11 protein-coding genes are annotated in these 15,973 nt (G+C 64.7%); 7 read left to right on the top strand and 4 right to left on the bottom strand.

The annotated features are described in order from the left end of the window. Window positions 1-45: 45 nt before the first annotated feature. Genes XH87_RS30950 through XH87_RS30940 form a run of 3 tightly spaced genes read right to left on the bottom strand, consistent with a single transcriptional unit; the run spans window position 46 to window position 5,808 of the window. Window positions 46-3,474: an error-prone DNA polymerase gene (locus tag XH87_RS30950; protein ID WP_271590155.1), complete on the bottom strand. Its 3,429-nt coding sequence runs from the start codon at window positions 3,472-3,474 to the stop codon at window positions 46-48. After that, entirely contained in the window at window positions 3,471-5,123 is a 1,653-nt protein-coding gene (locus tag XH87_RS30945; protein ID WP_271590154.1) for a Y-family DNA polymerase, read from the bottom strand. The genes XH87_RS30950 and XH87_RS30945 overlap by 4 nt, the downstream gene beginning before the upstream one ends. Continuing rightward, window positions 5,020-5,808, bottom strand: a complete 789-nt coding sequence (locus tag XH87_RS30940) for an ImuA family protein (RefSeq protein WP_271590153.1) — start codon at window positions 5,806-5,808, stop codon at window positions 5,020-5,022. Before XH87_RS30940 ends, XH87_RS30945 begins: the two co-directional genes overlap by 104 nt. 162 nt (window positions 5,809-5,970) lie before the next feature. Between XH87_RS30940 and XH87_RS30935 the strand changes: the two genes are divergently transcribed. The 3 genes from XH87_RS30935 to XH87_RS30925 all read left to right on the top strand — a co-directional run bounded on the left by XH87_RS30935 (window position 5,971) and on the right by XH87_RS30925 (window position 10,373). After that, a complete protein-coding gene (locus XH87_RS30935; RefSeq protein WP_271590152.1) occupies window positions 5,971-7,206 on the top strand; it encodes a putative DNA modification/repair radical SAM protein in 1,236 nt (411 codons plus the stop codon). Next, entirely contained in the window at window positions 7,206-8,648 is a 1,443-nt protein-coding gene (locus XH87_RS30930; RefSeq protein WP_271590151.1) for a UdgX family uracil-DNA binding protein, read from the top strand. Before XH87_RS30935 ends, XH87_RS30930 begins: the two co-directional genes overlap by 1 nt. Window positions 8,649-8,744: 96 nt before the next feature. After that, entirely contained in the window at window positions 8,745-10,373 is a 1,629-nt protein-coding gene (locus XH87_RS30925; RefSeq protein WP_271590150.1) for an inorganic phosphate transporter, read from the top strand. 172 nt (window positions 10,374-10,545) lie between these two features. Here the strand turns inward: XH87_RS30925 and XH87_RS30920 are convergent, their stop codons facing one another. Beyond that, window positions 10,546-11,718: a M20 aminoacylase family protein gene (locus XH87_RS30920; protein ID WP_271590149.1), complete on the bottom strand. Its 1,173-nt coding sequence runs from the start codon at window positions 11,716-11,718 to the stop codon at window positions 10,546-10,548. Between the two features lie 173 nt (window positions 11,719-11,891). On the opposite strand from XH87_RS30920, the gene XH87_RS30915 reads away from it, so the two are divergent. The 4 genes from XH87_RS30915 (at window position 11,892) to XH87_RS30900 (ending at window position 15,935) form a co-directional block, all read left to right on the top strand. After that, on the top strand, window positions 11,892-13,511 hold the full coding sequence (locus tag XH87_RS30915) for a GMC family oxidoreductase (protein ID WP_035709411.1): 1,620 nt from the start codon (window positions 11,892-11,894) through the stop codon (window positions 13,509-13,511). Window positions 13,512-13,523: 12 nt separating this feature from the next. Next, window positions 13,524-14,402: an alpha/beta fold hydrolase gene (locus XH87_RS30910; RefSeq protein ID WP_271590148.1), complete on the top strand. Its 879-nt coding sequence runs from the start codon at window positions 13,524-13,526 to the stop codon at window positions 14,400-14,402. Between the two features lie 238 nt (window positions 14,403-14,640). After that, on the top strand, window positions 14,641-15,585 hold the full coding sequence (locus XH87_RS30905) for a metallophosphoesterase family protein (protein WP_271590147.1): 945 nt from the start codon (window positions 14,641-14,643) through the stop codon (window positions 15,583-15,585). Between the two features lie 26 nt (window positions 15,586-15,611). Continuing rightward, window positions 15,612-15,935, top strand: coding sequence for a cupredoxin domain-containing protein (locus tag XH87_RS30900; RefSeq protein ID WP_271590146.1), 324 nt, complete (start codon window positions 15,612-15,614; stop codon window positions 15,933-15,935). The last annotated feature ends 38 nt before the right edge of the window (window positions 15,936-15,973 follow it).

Here is a 15,973-nt window from a genome sequence, read left to right as displayed (position 1 = left end):
CTCTCTCTACATCATTGCGAGCGCAGCATCCTGCGCGCCGCTCCCTCAATGAAAATCCCGCGACGGCGGCAGGATGCGGACGTTGCGGGGATGGCGGATTTTCTGCGCCGGCATATCCGCATGCGCGCGGGGGTCGTCATTGAGCGGTTCGACGACGGTGGCGCCTGCCGGCACCGGATGCTTGCGGCTCATGGCATCGTTGGCGAGGCCGACCAGATCGTGCGAGCGGTCGACCATGCGCTGGGCGATGAGATGCGTCACCTTCTCGGGGCTGCTCTGGATGTAGCCCTCGACCAGGATGAGGCGCGCGCCCATCACCTCCTTGCGATACTGCTCCATGATCTTGGGCCACACCACGACATTGGCGATGCCGGTTTCGTCCTCCAGCGTCATGAACACGACGCCGCTGGCGCTGCCCGGCCGCTGGCGCACCAGGACCACGCCGGCGCAGCGGACGCGGCGCCGCTCGTTCTCGTGGCTGATCTCCTTGCAGGCGACGACGCGCTCGCGTGAAAACATCTCGCGCAAGAATTCCATCGGGTGGCCCTTCAGCGACAGACGGATGGTCTGGTAGTCCGCGACTACCTGCTCGGCGCGCGGCATTACCGGCAGCGGCTTGGCGTGCTCGTCCGGCTGCTCGCGCGCGGTCGCCGCCTCGAACAGCGGCAGCGGCACGTCGTCGGGCAACCGCCGCACCTGCCACAGCGCCTCGCGGCGGTCGAGCCCGAGCGAGCGGAACGCGTCGGCATCCGCCAGCAGGATCAGCGCCCGCTTGGGCAGGCCGGTGTCGCGGGCGAAGTCTTCGAGCGAGGTGAAGGGACGACGGTTGCGGGCGGCAATGATGCGGTCGGCCCAGTCCTGCTCAAGGTCATTCCGGGGCGATGCGTCAGCATCGAACCCGGAATCTCGAGATTCCGGGTTCGCGCTTTGCGCGCCCCGGAATGACAACTGGGAGCGCTTCAGGCGTTCCTCATCTTCATCGAGCCAGTGGAAACCGTCGATCTGGCGGAAGCCGAGCCGCACGGCGCAGTATCTTTTGTCGGTGTTCTCCAGCGTGTTCCGCGCAAAGCTGTAGGACACGTCGATGTCGCGAACCTCGACGCCGTTCTTGCGGGCGTCGCCGACGATCTGCGCCGGCGCATAAAACCCCATCGGCTGCGAGTTCAACAGACCGCAGCAGAAGGCGTCGGGATGGTAGTGCTTCAGCCACGAAGAAACGTAGACCAGTTGTGCGAAGCTCGCGGCATGGCTCTCGGGAAAACCGTAGGAGCCAAATCCCTTGATCTGGTCAAAGCAGCTTTTGGCGAAATTGGGATCGTAGCCACGCGCCACCATGTTGCCGATCAGCTTCTCCTCGTATTGGCCGATGGTGCCGACATTGCGGAAGGTCGCCATCGAGCGACGCAGGCCGTTGGCTTCCTCGGACGTAAAATGTGCGGCCTCGATCGCAATGCGCATCGCCTGCTCCTGGAACAGCGGGACGCCGAGCGTCTTGTGCAGCACCTTGTAGAGCTCGTCCTTGTCGCCATGCTCCGGCGACGGCGAGGGATAGCTCACCTTCTCGATCCCGTTCCGCCGCCGTAAATAGGGATGCACCATGTCGCCCTGGATCGGCCCGGGCCGCACGATCGCGACCTCGATGACGAGATCGTAGAAGGTCCGCGGCTTCAGGCGCGGCAGCATGTTCATCTGGGCGCGGCTCTCGACCTGGAAAACGCCGAGCGATTCCCCGCGACACAGCATGTCGTAAACCTTGGGATCGTCCTGCGGGACGCTCGCCAGCACCCAGCGCTCGCCCTTGTGCTGATCGATCAAATCGAAACATTTCCGGATGCAGGTCAGCATGCCGAGCGCAAGCACGTCGACCTTCATCATATGAAGCGCGTCGACGTCGTCCTTGTCCCATTCGATGAAGGTGCGGTCGTCCATCGCGGCGTTGCCGATCGGCACATAGGTGTCGAGCCGGTCCTGCGTCAACACATAGCCGCCGACATGCTGGGAGAGATGGCGCGGGAATTCGATCAACTCGGTCGCAAGCTCGACCGCGAGGTTGATCATGGGATTGTCGGGATCGAGCCCGGCCTGCCTGACCTGCATGTCGTTGAGGCCCTTGCCCCAGCTGCCCCAGACGGTATCGGCGAGCGCGGCGGTGACGTCCTCGGTCAGGCCCAGCGCCTTGCCGACGTCGCGGATGGCGCTGCGCGGACGATAATGGATGACGGTGGCGATGATCGCGGCGCGGTTGCGGCCGTAGCGGCGATAGACATATTGCATCACCTCCTCGCGGCGCGAATGCTCGAAATCGACGTCGATGTCGGGCGGCTCCAGCCGCTCCTTGGAGATGAACCGCTCGAACAACAGATCAACCTTGGTCGGATCGACCGAGGTGATGCCGAGCACGTAGCAGACGGCCGAATTCGCCGCCGATCCCCGCCCCTGGCACAGGATGTTCTGGCTGCGCGCGTAATGCACGATGTCGTGCACGGTGAGGAAGTAATGCGCGTATTTCAACTCGGCGATCAGCGCGAGCTCCTTGTTGAGCGTCGCCCGCAGCTTGTCGTCGATCTTGCCGTCGAAATATTTGTCGACGCCGGCCCAGGTCAGATCCTCCAGATGCCCCTGCGCGCTCTTGCCCGGCGGCACCGGCTCGTCCGGATATTGGTATTTGAGCTGGTCGAGCGAGAAGTCGATCTTGTCCGCAAAGCGCATGGTCTCCGCGATCGCATCAGGGAAATCGCGGAACAGACGCGCCATCTCGCGTGGCGTCTTCAGGAACCGCTCGGCATTGGCCTCAAGCTTCCGCCCCACAGCATCGATCGTGGTCTTTTCCCTGATGCAGGTCAGCACGTCCTGGAGAGGACGACGCGCGGGATGGTGATAGAGCACCTCGTTGGTCGCAAGCAGCGGCACTTTTGCTTTTGCCGCGAGATCATCGAGCCGCGCCAGGCGACGCCTGTCGTCGCCGCGATAGATCAGGCTCGCCGACAGCCACACGCCCTCGGCGCGGCTGTCCCTGAGCTTTGAAAGAACATTCAGCACCTGCGCCGGGTCGAAGCGATGCGGCAGCGTCAGAACCAGCAGCTGACCTTCCGAAAACTCCAGGAGATCAGCGAAAGCGAGATGGCATTCGCCCTTCTCGATCCGCGTGATGTCGTCGCCACGCTTGCCTTTGGTCAGGAGCTGGCAGAGCCGGCCATAGGCAGCGCGGTCCCGCGGATAGACCAGGATGTCGGGCGTGCCGTCGGTGAAGACGATGCGGGCGCCGATCAGCAGTTTCGGCTTGTGCAGCACCTTGTCGTTGTCGAGCTCCTTGTAGGCCCGCACCACGCCGGCGAGAGTGTTATGGTCGGCAATGCCGATCGCGGGGATGCCGAGGATGCTGGCTTGATGCACATAGGCGCGCGGATCCGAGCCGCCGCGCAGGAAGGAGAAGTTGGTGGTGATGCCGATCTCGGCATAGGCGGGGATGTTCATGCGAAGAGACCATGCACATACCAGCCGGGAGAAGCGGGCTTGCCTTCGCCGTCGAACACTTCCCCCTCGTAGAGACCGTCGCGAAAGATCCAGAAACGCAGGCCCTCGGCATCCTCGATGCGGAAATAATCCCGCGTCAGCTGCTTGCCGTCCTGCCGCCACCATTCCATGGCGATGCGCTCGGGCCCCTCCACCCGCACCACCGCATGCAGCGCGCGGCGCCAGGTGAATTGATGCGGCGGGCCATCCGGCACAGTCGCGAACGGCACCTTGATCGGCTCCGGCTTCTCGAACAGGCGCAAGGGACGCAGCGGCGGCTCGCTTTCGGTGCGCGCCGGCCATGCGGCTTGCATGGCAGCCGTGAGATGATGCTGCGCCGGCGCGGCCAGCACCGCCCTTTCAGGGATATGGGTGTCCTGCGGCAGGTGCACGACGACGCGCTTTCCGCCGATGCGCGCTGCGATGCGGTCGATCAGCGCGGCGAGCTCGTCATTGTCGTGGACATGGGCGTCGAGATCGCGCTGCTCCTGCACCACGATCTCGGTGCGGCTCGCCGACAGCCGCACCATGTCGAAGCCGAAGCCGGGATCGAGCGGATCGGCGAGCGCATCGAGGCGCTCGCGAAACAGGCGGTCGATCACCGCGCTTCGCGTCACGGGGCGTCCGGTCTCGACCGTGATCGCGCGCACCACGCCGTCGGTGCGGAAGAAGGCGGCTTCCAGCCGGCGCGCACCCTTGCCCTGCTTCTCCATGGATGCGATCAGCGTGTCGGCGAGCCGCGACAGCGTCATCGCGATCATGGTGTCGGTCGCGATCGGCTCGGCGAAGCGCTTCTCCACGATGTAGTCGGGCAGCGGCTTTCGCGGGTTGATCGGCGCATCGCCCTGCCCCAGTGCATGCGCAAGCAGCGTGGAGAACCGCGCGCCAAACCGCGCCGTGATTTCGTGCGGCTCGCGCGAGGCGACATCGCCGATGGTCTTCAGACCGGCGCGACGCAAGCCGGTGGTGATGGCCTCGCCTGCACCGAGCGCGGACACCGGAAACTGGTCGATCGCCGCCGCCTCTCCGCCATCGACAACGACGGTTCCCGTGGCCTGCCGCGTCAGCGTGCGCGCGCAGACCGAGGTCCCGGCGATCGCCGCGCCGACGGCAAAGCCCTGTCGGCCGAGCGCCCGGACCAGCGTCTGCAACAGCGCGGCTTCACCGCCGAACAGATGCGCGCAGCCGGTGATGTCCAGGAACAGCCCGTGCGGCGGATCGAGCGCCACCAGCGGCGTGAAGCGGTCGCACCAGTCGGCGATATCGCTGAGCGTCTTCGCGTCGGCCACGACATCGGCATCGAACACCTTCAGGTCAGGACACATCGCCCGCGCATTGGCCAGGGGTTGGCCGATGTACAGGCCGAGGCGCTCGGCGACCTCATCCAGCGCATGGATCACCAGCGCATTGTTGTCCTTGATGACGACGATGCTCGGCTCAGCTTTTTGTTTTGACGCGTTTTCTTCACGCGAACCGGTACCCATTTCGCTTGAAAACGCTTGGGCTTTACCCAGCCCGGCGCTGCCAAGGAACCGCTGGATCCGGTCGATGGGCAGGCGCGGCAGCCACAGGCTGAGAATACGTCGACGGTTCACTGAACTGGCACTCATCACAATTCCATTCCATGATCCACCGGCCGCATGGGCCATGACGATTGCGCAGGAGCTCGGCATCGAACACCGGCGCGCCCCAGGCACTCCATACTGAGCCCGGCGGCGAATGCGCCGCACGCAGCATCCATCGCGTCTCCGCGGTCGAAGGCAGCGGCTGCGCGGCCATCCGCAGCAAGAGACCGGTAACGCCGGAAGATTGCGCGGCAAGCGTCAGCTTGCGGCTCGCCACGAGATCGAACTGTCTGGTCTCGCCCCAGAGCTCGAGCACGACGGCGCCCAGCGCATCGCAGGCGAGCGCATCGGCCGAGGTGCGCAGCGCGCTCTCGACATCGGCGGCGCGCACCATCACCACGCGGCGCGGGTCGAGGCCGAGCTCGGCTAGCCCGCTCATCGACAGCGCGCCCGTTTCGATTTCAGAAAAATCCTGCCGCACCCACAGCAGCGGCCGACGCGCGCTCACGCGTCCCGCAAGGCCCATGACGAAGCCGGTCGCGGCAGCGCCCTGACGCCCTTCGCAAAACACCTCGTGGATCGCCGCGCGCACGAGCCCACCCTTCAGCGCGCCGTCGGCCTCGCCGTGGCCGAGCGCGACGCGATCGTGTTGATGCACGACCTCCGCGGTCTCGATGCGCTCGATCTGCCCGCGCAGGATCGCAAGCGCGCTGATGCGTGCGCCGCTCATGCTCGCCGCTCCTTCAGGAATTGGTGCCGTGGTCTTCAAAAGAAGAACCAACGGCTGGCTCATTTGTTCATGATATGTTCTAATATAAAGCTAACGGCGCGCGGAGAGTCAATCGAATAGGCGTGCTGCCGGATTCATCAGCGGAATCAACGGGATTTAGACATGGACGTACAACGCAAGCTGGAAATTCTGGCTGATGCCGCCAAATACGACGCGTCCTGCGCCTCCAGCGGCACCGAGAAGCGGGATTCCAGCGACGGCAAGGGCATGGGCTCGACCGCGCCAGGCATGGGCATCTGCCATTCCTATGCGCCGGACGGACGCTGCATCTCCCTGCTCAAGGTGCTGCTGACCAACGCCTGCAATTACGATTGCCTCTATTGCGTCAACCGCGCCTCCTCGAACGTACCGCGCGCCCGCTTCACCATCGACGAATTGGTCAAGCTCACGCTCGACTTCTACCGGCGCAATTACATCGAGGGCCTGTTCCTCTCCTCCGGCATCATCCGCAGCCCCGACTACACCATGGAGCAGGTGGTCAGCGTCGCGCGCAAACTGCGCGAGGAGCATCACTTCCGCGGCTACATTCACCTGAAGACCATTCCCGAGGCTGACGATGCGCTGATCGCGGAAGCCGGCAAATATGCCGATCGCCTCTCGATCAACATCGAGATGCCACAGGAGACGAGCCTGCAGCAATTCGCGCCCGAGAAGGACGTCCGCGCGATCCGCCGCACCATGGGCCGGCTGCGGCTGAAGCTGGATGAGGCCGAGGAGAACCGCGCAACGAAGGCGAAGGCCAGGCCGCAGCGCTTCGCGCCGGCCGGTCAGAGCACGCAGATGATCGTCGGCGCAGATAGCGCCTCCGACCACACCATCCTCCATACCAGCGCCAATCTCTACGGCGCCTACCGGCTGCGGCGCGTTTATTATTCCGCGTTCAGCCCGATCCCCGACGCCAGCCGCGCACTTCCCCTGCGGGCGCCGCCGCTGCTGCGCGAGCACCGGCTCTACCAGGCCGACTGGCTGATGCGGTTCTACGGCTTCGATGTCGGCGAGATCGTCGACGACAGCGCGATGCTGCCGCTCGACATCGATCCGAAGCTCGCCTGGGCGCTGCGTCATCGCGACCGTTTCCCGCTCGACGTCAACCGCGCCAGCCGCGAGGAGCTGCTGCGCGTGCCGGGCTTCGGCACCAAGGCGGTCGAACGCATCATCGCGACGCGGCGCACCACCACGATCCGCCTTGCCGATCTCGCACGGCTGCACGTGCCCCGCAACAAGGCGCTACCGTTCATCGTCCTCAGCGATCATCGCCCCTCGCCACATCGCCTCGACGAGGCGCGGCTGATCGAACGGTTCAAGCCGAAGGCAATGCAACTGGGATTTGGCTTCTGATGCAGTACATCACCCTCGACACCGAAACCGATTTCGACGGCTGGCGCAGAGCCGCGCGCAGCCTCGTGCTTCGCCACGTGAGGCCCAGCGATGTCACCTGGACCGTGAAAGGTGGCGAAGCGGATTTGTTCGCACCGCCCGCGCCGTCTCCAATCCTCGAGGTGAACGACGGCACCTTCACCGTATCAGGCAAATTTATCGAGCTGGCCAAGGCCGCGATCCTGCACCGCGATCCCGAGCGCTTTGCGATCCTCTATCGCCTGCTCTGGCGATTGAAGGACAATCACGACCTCATCGAGGTCGCGACCGACCTTGATGTCGCGCAGATCACGGCGATGGCGCGAGCGGTCCATCGCGACGAGCACAAGATGCACGCTTTCGTCCGCTTTCGCGAGATCGGCCGGGAACGCGACGCCTACTACGTCGCCTGGTTCGAGCCGGAGCACCACATCGTCGAGCTCGCCGCGCCGTTCTTCGCCAAGCGCTTTGCCGACATGCCCTGGTCGATCCTGACGCCGGACCTTTGCGCGCATTGGGATGGCCACGCGCTCTCGTTCACGCCGGGTGTCAGCAAGCGCGAGGCGCCGAGCGAAGACCGGCTCGAGGAAACCTGGCGGCGTTACTACGCCAGCATTTTCAATCCGGCCCGGCTCAAGGTGAAGGCGATGCAGGCCGAGATGCCGAAGAAATACTGGAGGAACCTGCCCGAGGCTTCGATCATTAAACCCTTGATCGAGGATGCCGAGCGCATGACCGGTGCCATGATCGCCAATGCCGCAACCGATCCGCGCAAGCCTCAGAAGCGGCCGGAGGCTCCGATGACACGCAAGACCGCTGCCGACGATCTCGAAGCGCTCCGCGAGGAGGCCGCGCATTGCCGCGCCTGCCATCTCTACAAGGACGCGACCCAGACCGTGTTCGGCGAAGGACCGAAGAACGCCAACATCATGCTGGTCGGCGAACAACCCGGCGACAAGGAAGATCTCGCCGGCCACCCCTTCGTCGGTCCGGCCGGCCAGATGCTCGACCGCGCGCTGGAGGAAGCCGGCGTCGACCGCAAGAAGGTCTATGTCACCAACGCGGTGAAACACTTCAAATTCGTGCCGCGTGGAAAAATCCGCCTGCACCAGAAGCCGAACACGCCTGAGATCCGGGCGTGCCGGCAATGGTATGAGCGGGAAGTTGCGGCAATTCAGCCCGATCTCATCGTGGCGATGGGCGCCACCGCCGCGCAAAGCGTGTTCGGCAAGATCACCCCGATCGGCAAGAACCGCGGCCGGCTCATGGACCTTCCCGATGGACGCAAAGCGCTCGTGACGGTGCATCCGTCCTATCTGCTGCGGCTGCCCGATCCGGAAGCCAAGCTGCTGGAGTATCAGCGCTTTGTCGAGGATTTGAAGATCGCCGCCGGCTTGCAGAAGAAGGCCGCCCGGGCCGCTTAAACCTCGCAGGACAACGGCTTCACGCCCTGGTTGTCATCCGGCCTTCAAATCCATCGCGGACAATACCCTTACTTCAAAGTTAAGGGGCGTCCAGACATGACCGATGTTGCATTCGACCGAGCGATCGCCGATCCCGCACCGATCCAGCCGGCTTCGCGGCCAAATCTCGACAAGGGCTTCAATCCGCTGACGATGATCCTGTTCTTCGGCATCCTCGCCGCGGGCCTGCTGTTCGTCGCCTACAGCATCTATGTCGACGTCAACGCGACGGGCGCGCGGGTGACGACCTACCTGCCCTACATCCTCCTGTTCGTTGCGCTCCTGATCGCGCTCGGCTTCGAATTCGTCAACGGCTTCCACGACACCGCCAATGCGGTGGCCACGGTCATCTACACCCATTCGCTGCCGGCCGAAGTCGCCGTGATGTGGTCGGGCTTCTTCAACTTCCTCGGCGTGCTCCTGTCCTCCGGCGCGGTCGCCTTTGGCATCGTCTCGCTGCTGCCGGTCGAGCTGATCCTCCAGGTCGGCTCCAGCGCGGGCTTCGCCATGGTGTTCGCGCTGCTGATCGCGGCGATCCTGTGGAATCTCGGCACCTGGTTTTTCGGCCTGCCCGCCTCCTCCTCGCACACGCTGATCGGCTCGATCATCGGCGTCGGCGTCGCCAACGCCGTCATGCGCGGCCGCGACGGTACCTCGGGCGTGGATTGGAGCAAGGCAACGGAAATCGGCTACGCACTACTGCTGTCGCCGCTGTTCGGCTTCATCTGCGCCGCCGTGCTGTTGCTGCTGCTCAAGTTCATCGTGCGCAACCCGGCCCTCTACGCTGCGCCCGAAGGCAACAAGACGCCGCCGCTCTGGATCCGCGGCCTCTTGATCGCAACCTGCACCGGCGTCAGTTTCGCGCACGGCTCGAACGACGGCCAGAAGGGCATGGGCCTGATCATGCTGATCCTGATCGGCACCGTGCCGACGGCCTATGCGCTCAACCGCGCCCTGCCGGAATCCCAGGTCGTCCAGTTCCAGAAGACCTCGGAAGCCGCCGCCAAGGTAATCTCCGCAAAGGGCGCCGGCCACAGCATCATCGGCGATCCCCGCCCCGCTGTGACGCAATACATCGCACTGCATCAGATGAACGAGGGCACCTATCCCTCGCTCGCAGTGCTGGTGAAGGATGTCGGCGATCAGGTCGCCCAATACGGCTCCCTGAACAAGGTGCCCGCGGAGGCGGTCGGCAATACCCGCAACGACATGTACATGACCTCCGAAGCGATCCGGTTCCTGATGAAGGACAAGGAGAACGATCTCAACAAGGAGGAGATCGCGACCTTGAACGCATACAAGGGCTCACTCGACGCCGCCACGAAGTTCATCCCGAACTGGGTGAAGATCGCGGTCGCCATTGCACTCGGCCTCGGCACGATGATCGGCTGGAAGCGCATCGTGATCACGGTCGGTGAGAAGATCGGCAAGTCCCATCTCACCTATGCGCAGGGCGCCTCGGCCGAGCTCGTGGCCGCCGCCACGATCGGTGCCGCCGACGTGTTCGGCCTGCCTGTCTCGACCACACATGTGCTGTCGTCGGGCGTCGCCGGCACCATGGCAGCCAACGGCTCGGGCCTGCAATGGTCGACCATCCGCAACCTGCTGATGGCCTGGGTGCTGACGCTGCCCTGCGCGATCATGCTGTCGGCCACGCTGTACGTGATCTTCTCGCGGATGTTCTGAGCAAAACGACACTCCATGAACGCGGATGGCCGGGTTTGTCCCGGCCATTTGCATTCCAGGCTGTCATTCCGGGGCGGTTCGAGGAGCCGAACTCCGGTGCGCGATTGCGCACCTGAGAATCTCGAGATTCCGGGTCTGGTCCTTCGGACCATCCCGGAATGACGACGGAGCCTTACGACGCCGCCAGCTGCTCCTCGACCAGCTTGACCCAGTAGGACGTGCCGTAGACGATCGCCTCGTCGTTGAAATTGTAGGCGGGGTGATGCAGGCCGGCGCTGTCGCCGTTGCCGCAGAAGATGAAGGCGCCGGGCCGCGCTTCCAGCATGTAGGCGAAATCCTCGCCGCCCATCAGCGGCGGCATCTCGTGCACGTTGGCCTCGCCCGCGACCTGCTCGGCGATGCGCCGCGCCACCTCGGTTTCCGCCGCATGATTGTTCACGACGGGATAATTGCGCTTGTAGCGCAGGTCGATCTTGGCGCCCGTGATCTGCGCCACGCCTGCCACGACTTCGTGCACGCGCTTCTCGACCAGCTTGCGCACTTCCGGCGACAGCGTGCGGATAGTGCCTCTGAGCGTCGCGGTCTGCGGAATGACGTTACGCGCGTTGCCGGCGTGGAATTCGCAGATCGAGATCACGGCCGATTCAAGGGGATCGACGCTGCGCGCGACGATGGACTGCAGTGCGGTGATCACCTGCGCACCGACCAGCACGGAATCCACGCATTTGTGCGGACGCGCGGCATGACCGCCGAGGCCCTCGATCATGATGTCGACCTCGTCGGTCGCCGCCATGATCGGACCTGGCCGGATCGCGAACGAGCCGACCGGGATGCCGGGGCCGTTGTGCATGCCATAGACCTGCTCGATGCCGAAGCGTTCCATCAGCCCGTCCTTGACCATGGCAGCGCCGCCGGCGCCGCCCTCCTCGGCCGGCTGGAAGATCACCACGGCATCGCCGGCAAAATTGCGGGTCTCGGCGAGATAGCGGGCTGCCCCCAGCAGCATCGCAGTGTGGCCGTCATGGCCGCAGGCGTGCATCTTGCCAGGGGTCTTGGAGGCGTAAGGCAGGTTGGTCTGCTCCTCGACCGGCAGCGCGTCCATGTCGGCACGCATGCCGATCACCTTGAGCCCCTCGCCGGCCGGCTTGTTGCCCTTGATCACGCCGACCACGCCGGTCTGGCCGAGCCCGGTCACGACCTCATCGCAGCCGAACTCCCGCAAGCGATCCGCGACGAATGCTGCGGTGCGGTGAACGTCGTACAACAGCTCCGGATGCTGATGGATGTCCCGGCGCCAGGCCTGAATATCGGGTTGAAGGTCGGCGACGCGATTCACGATGGGCATGGAGGTCTCGAGCATTGTTGGAAATACAGGACTGTCTACCATGCAAGCGCCGGTCCACCCAACTGCCTGACATCGGGGCCTAGCCCTGCCCACCCGGCATGGCCGGGCTTGTCCCGATCCGCTGCGTCTGCCTAATAGGCGGAACGCAAAGTGACCATCCGGGTGGAAGCAGAATGCCAAGGCGGCTCGAAGGCGAGTTTGACTACATTGTCGTCGGGGCCGGCACGGCCGGCTGCATCATCGCCAACCGGCTGTCAGCCCTCCCAAGCAACCGCGTTCTCATCCTTGAAGCCGGAGGCGACGACAACTGGATCTGGTTCCACATCCCGGTTGGCTATCTCTTCGCCATCGGCAATCCCCGCTCGGACTGGATGTTCAAGACCGAGCCCGAGCCCGGCCTGAACGGCCGCGCGCTCGCCTATCCCCGCGGCAAGGTGATCGGCGGATGCTCGGCGATCAACGCCATGATCTCGATGCGCGGACAGGCTGCCGATTACGATCACTGGCGCCAGCTCGGGCTGACCGGCTGGGGCTATGACGACGTGCTGCCGCTGTTCAAGCGGCTGGAGGATCACTTCCTGGGGCCGAGCGAGCACCACGGTGCCGGCGGCGGCTGGCGCATCGAGGCGCCGCGACTGTCCTGGGCCGTTCTCGACGCCGTCGGCGATGCCGCCGAGGAGATGGGCATCAAGCGCATCCCGGATTTCAATACCGGCGACAACGAAGGCACCAGCTATTTCCACGTCAACCAGAAGCGCGGCCGGCGCTGGTCGTCGGCACGCGGCTTCCTCAAGCCCGCACTCCACCGCTCCAATCTGCGTCTCGAGAAGCGCGTGCTGGTCGACCGCCTCATCATCGAGCAGGGCCGCGCCGTCGGCGTGCGCTTCATCCAGAACGGCGAGATCATCGAGGCACGGGCGAAACGCGAGGTGATCCTCTCGGCCGGCGCGATCGGCTCGGTGCAGGTGCTGCATCGCTCCGGCATCGGACCCGCCGACTGGCTGTCGCCGCTCGGCATCGACATCGTCATGGACAGGCCCGGTGTGGGACGCAATCTCCAGGACCACCTGCAGCAGCGAGCGATCTACAAGGTCGAGGGCGTGCGCACGCTGAACGAGACCTACTACAACCTGTTCCGCCGCGGCCTGATGGGGCTCGACTACGCCTTCCGCCGCCGCGGTCCCCTGACGATGGCACCGTCACAACTCGGCATCTTCACGCGCTCCGATGCGACGCGCGCGCGCGCCAACATCCAATTCCACGTGCAGCCGCTGTCGCTCGACAAGTTCGGCGATCCACTGCACCGCTTTCCCGCCATCACCGTCAGCGCCTGCAATCTTCAACCGACCTCCCGCGGCACCGTGCGGCTCCGCTCGGCGACGCCGGAGGAAAAGCCGATCATCGCGCCGAACTACCTGTCGACCGACGACGACCGCCAGGTTGCCGCCGACGCCATTCGCACCACGCGACGCCTGATGCAGCAGAAGGCGCTCGCCAGGTATCGGCCCAGCGAATATCTGCCCGGGCCCTCGGTCGGCGACGACGACGCCTCGCTCGCAAAAGCCGCCGGCGATATCGGCACCACCATCTTTCATCCCGTCGGCACGGCAAAAATGGGCGCGGCGAATGATCCGCTGGCCGTGGTCGACGAACGCCTGCGCTTCTACGGACTGTCCGGCCTGCGCATCGTCGATGCCTCGATCATGCCGACCATCACCTCGGGCAACACCAACACGCCGACGGCGATGATTGCGGAGAAGGGCGCGACGATGATCCTGGAGGATGCGAAGTAGCGTCCGGCCATCATGATCAGTCAGCGCTTTTCAATCGGCCCCGCCGACGCAGAGATCGCCATCCTGCAATGGGGCGAGAGCGGCAAGCCGCCCGCCCTCCTCGTGCACGGCACCGGCTTCGTCGCCGACGTCTGGGACGAGGTCGCGCGCGATCTTGCATCGACCTACACGGTCTATGCGCTCGACCGCCGCGGCCATGGCACGAGCCACAAGCCGAGCGCCTATCATTTCCTCGACTTTGCCGGCGACATCCGTCGGGTGATCGACGCGTTGAAGCTGCGCAACGTCTACGGCATTGGCCACAGCGCGGGCGCAACCGATCTCCTGCTTGCGGCAAAGCTGTTGCCCGGATGCTTCACGCGGATGTTCGTGATGGAGCCGACCATCATGGATCCGCGCGCGGTGCTCTCCGGCGGATTGGACGAAGACTCCCTGTCTCGCGTGCAAGGTGCGCTGCGCCGTCAGGCCGAATTCGACAACTCCGATGCCGCCTTCAACCGCTACCGCGCAGCGCCGGCATTCGCGGACTGGACCGACACCTCGCTTCGGGCCTATGTGCGACACGGCTTCGTGACGCTCGACGATGGCAGGGTCCGGCTCCGCTGCATGCCGGAGATCGAGTCGGCAATGCTCCGTCCGATCTATGAGGCGATGGCGCAGGTCTACGTTGGCGATGCCCGCGGCAATCCGTTCGGCTCCCTCGCCGAGATCGATTGCCCGGTCCGCGTCACGACGGCCGCGAAGTCGGGGCCGATCTACCGGGAGATGGCGCGACGCGCGGTGTCGCTCATTCCGCGCGTCAGTACGCTGATGTTTGAGGATGCCGGGCATTGTGTGGCGCAGGAAAAGCCGGAGCGCGTGGTGGAAGCGGTGAGAGATTTTTCGAAATAGGTCTCGTTCCCCGGACGCAGCGCAGCACGCAGTGATGCGCTGCTGAGCCGGGGCCTATCTTACCGCGTACCGTGTGGCTTTCTGAGTCCCGGCTCTGCGGCGCACCACCAAGAGCGCTGCGCCGCGTCCGGGACACGAGATCGCGTCCTCACGAAATCGTCATCCCGTCCGGGAATAAGTCTTCCCCTCCCCCGATCACCTCCCCGAAGCCCAATTCCGGGCGACGTGGAGATGCGCGATGAGCGGACACAATCACGGGGATGACGGCGTCAGCCGCCGCAAGGTGCTGGAATGCATGACCTGGGCCGGCACCGGGGTGCTCTGGACCGTGACGGGCGGCGTGCCGCGGTCGCTCGGCATCATCGATTCCGCTGAGGCTGCGACCGCGGCCGCGCCGGGCATGAGCTTCCTCCAGATCAGCGACAGCCATGTCGGCTTCGACAAGCCGGCCAATCCCAATGCGCTCGGCACGCTGGAGGAAGCGGTTGGCAAGATCAACGCGATGCCGGCCAAGCCGTCCTTCATGATCCACACCGGCGACATCACCCATCTGTCGAAGGCCGCCGAGTTCGATAATGCCGATCGCATCATCTCGCAAAGCAAGCTCGATGTGCACTACGTGCCCGGCGAGCATGACTTCCTCGACGAGGAGGTGAAGCTCTACCGAGAGCGCTACGGCCGCGGCACCAAGGGCCAGGGCTGGTATTCGTTCGACGCCGGTGGCGTGCATTTCGTCGGCCTCGTCAACGTCGTCGACCTCAAGGCTGGCGGCCTCGGCAATCTCGGCGCCGAGCAGCTCGCCTGGCTCGAGGACGATCTGCGCGGCAAGTCGAAGTCGACGCCGATCGTGCTGTTCGCGCATATCCCGCTTTGGACCGTCTATCCCGAATGGGGCTGGGGCACCGAGGACGGCGGCCGCGCGCTGGAATACGTCAAGGGTTTCGGCTCGGTCACCGTGTTGAATGGCCACATCCACCAGGTGATGCAGAAGGTCGAGGGCAACGTTACCTTCCACACCGCGCGCTCGACCGCCTTCCCGCAGCCGGCGCCGGGAACAGCTCGCTCGCCCGGCCCGATGAAGGTCGAGGACGCAAAACTGCGTTCCATGCTCGGCGTCGCCAGCATCAACTTCAAGCAGAACGACCAACGGCTCGCGATCATCGACACGCCACTGCAAGGCTGAATCCACCGCTGAAATGGAAGCTGACCATGAAGACACTCAATCGCCGCGACTTCGGTCTCGCGATGGCCGCGGCTGTCCTGTTGCCCGCAACAGCGGCCCGTGCCGACGACATGGACGTGTATATCGACAATTTCGTCTTCCAGCCGGCCGAGCTCAAGATCAAGGTCGGCACCACCGTGACCTGGACCAACCGGGACGACATTCCCCACACCGTCGTATCGGCCGGCAAGTTCAGGTCCAAGACCCTGGACACCGACGACAAGTTCTCGTTCACCTTCACCAACGCGGGCGACTACAAATATTTTTGTTCGCTGCACCCGCACATGACGGGGATGATCAAGGTTGAGTGAAGTCTCGAACCAAGGCATCAACGTCCTGCCCGGCCGGC

Source organism: Bradyrhizobium sp. CCBAU 53415 (genome assembly GCF_028128735.1).
GTDB lineage: Bacteria > Pseudomonadota > Alphaproteobacteria > Rhizobiales > Xanthobacteraceae > Bradyrhizobium.
This window is presented reverse-complemented; position numbering and strand designations above follow the sequence as displayed.

Coding starts and splice junctions, on each gene's coding strand:
- XH87_RS30935 (WP_271590152.1), top strand. CDS start 5,971: ATGGACGTACAACGCAAGCTGGAAATTCTGGCTGATGCCGCCAAATAC.
- XH87_RS30915 (WP_035709411.1), top strand. CDS start 11,892: ATGCCAAGGCGGCTCGAAGGCGAGTTTGACTACATTGTCGTCGGGGCC.
- XH87_RS30910 (WP_271590148.1), top strand. CDS start 13,524: ATGATCAGTCAGCGCTTTTCAATCGGCCCCGCCGACGCAGAGATCGCC.
- XH87_RS30920 (WP_271590149.1), bottom strand. CDS start 11,718: ATGCCCATCGTGAATCGCGTCGCCGACCTTCAACCCGATATTCAGGCC.
- XH87_RS30945 (WP_271590154.1), bottom strand. CDS start 5,123: ATGAGTGCCAGTTCAGTGAACCGTCGACGTATTCTCAGCCTGTGGCTG.
- XH87_RS30950 (WP_271590155.1), bottom strand. CDS start 3,474: ATGAACATCCCCGCCTATGCCGAGATCGGCATCACCACCAACTTCTCC.
- XH87_RS30905 (WP_271590147.1), top strand. CDS start 14,641: ATGAGCGGACACAATCACGGGGATGACGGCGTCAGCCGCCGCAAGGTG.
- XH87_RS30930 (WP_271590151.1), top strand. CDS start 7,206: ATGCAGTACATCACCCTCGACACCGAAACCGATTTCGACGGCTGGCGC.
- XH87_RS30925 (WP_271590150.1), top strand. CDS start 8,745: ATGACCGATGTTGCATTCGACCGAGCGATCGCCGATCCCGCACCGATC.
- XH87_RS30940 (WP_271590153.1), bottom strand. CDS start 5,808: ATGAGCGGCGCACGCATCAGCGCGCTTGCGATCCTGCGCGGGCAGATC.
- XH87_RS30900 (WP_271590146.1), top strand. CDS start 15,612: ATGAAGACACTCAATCGCCGCGACTTCGGTCTCGCGATGGCCGCGGCT.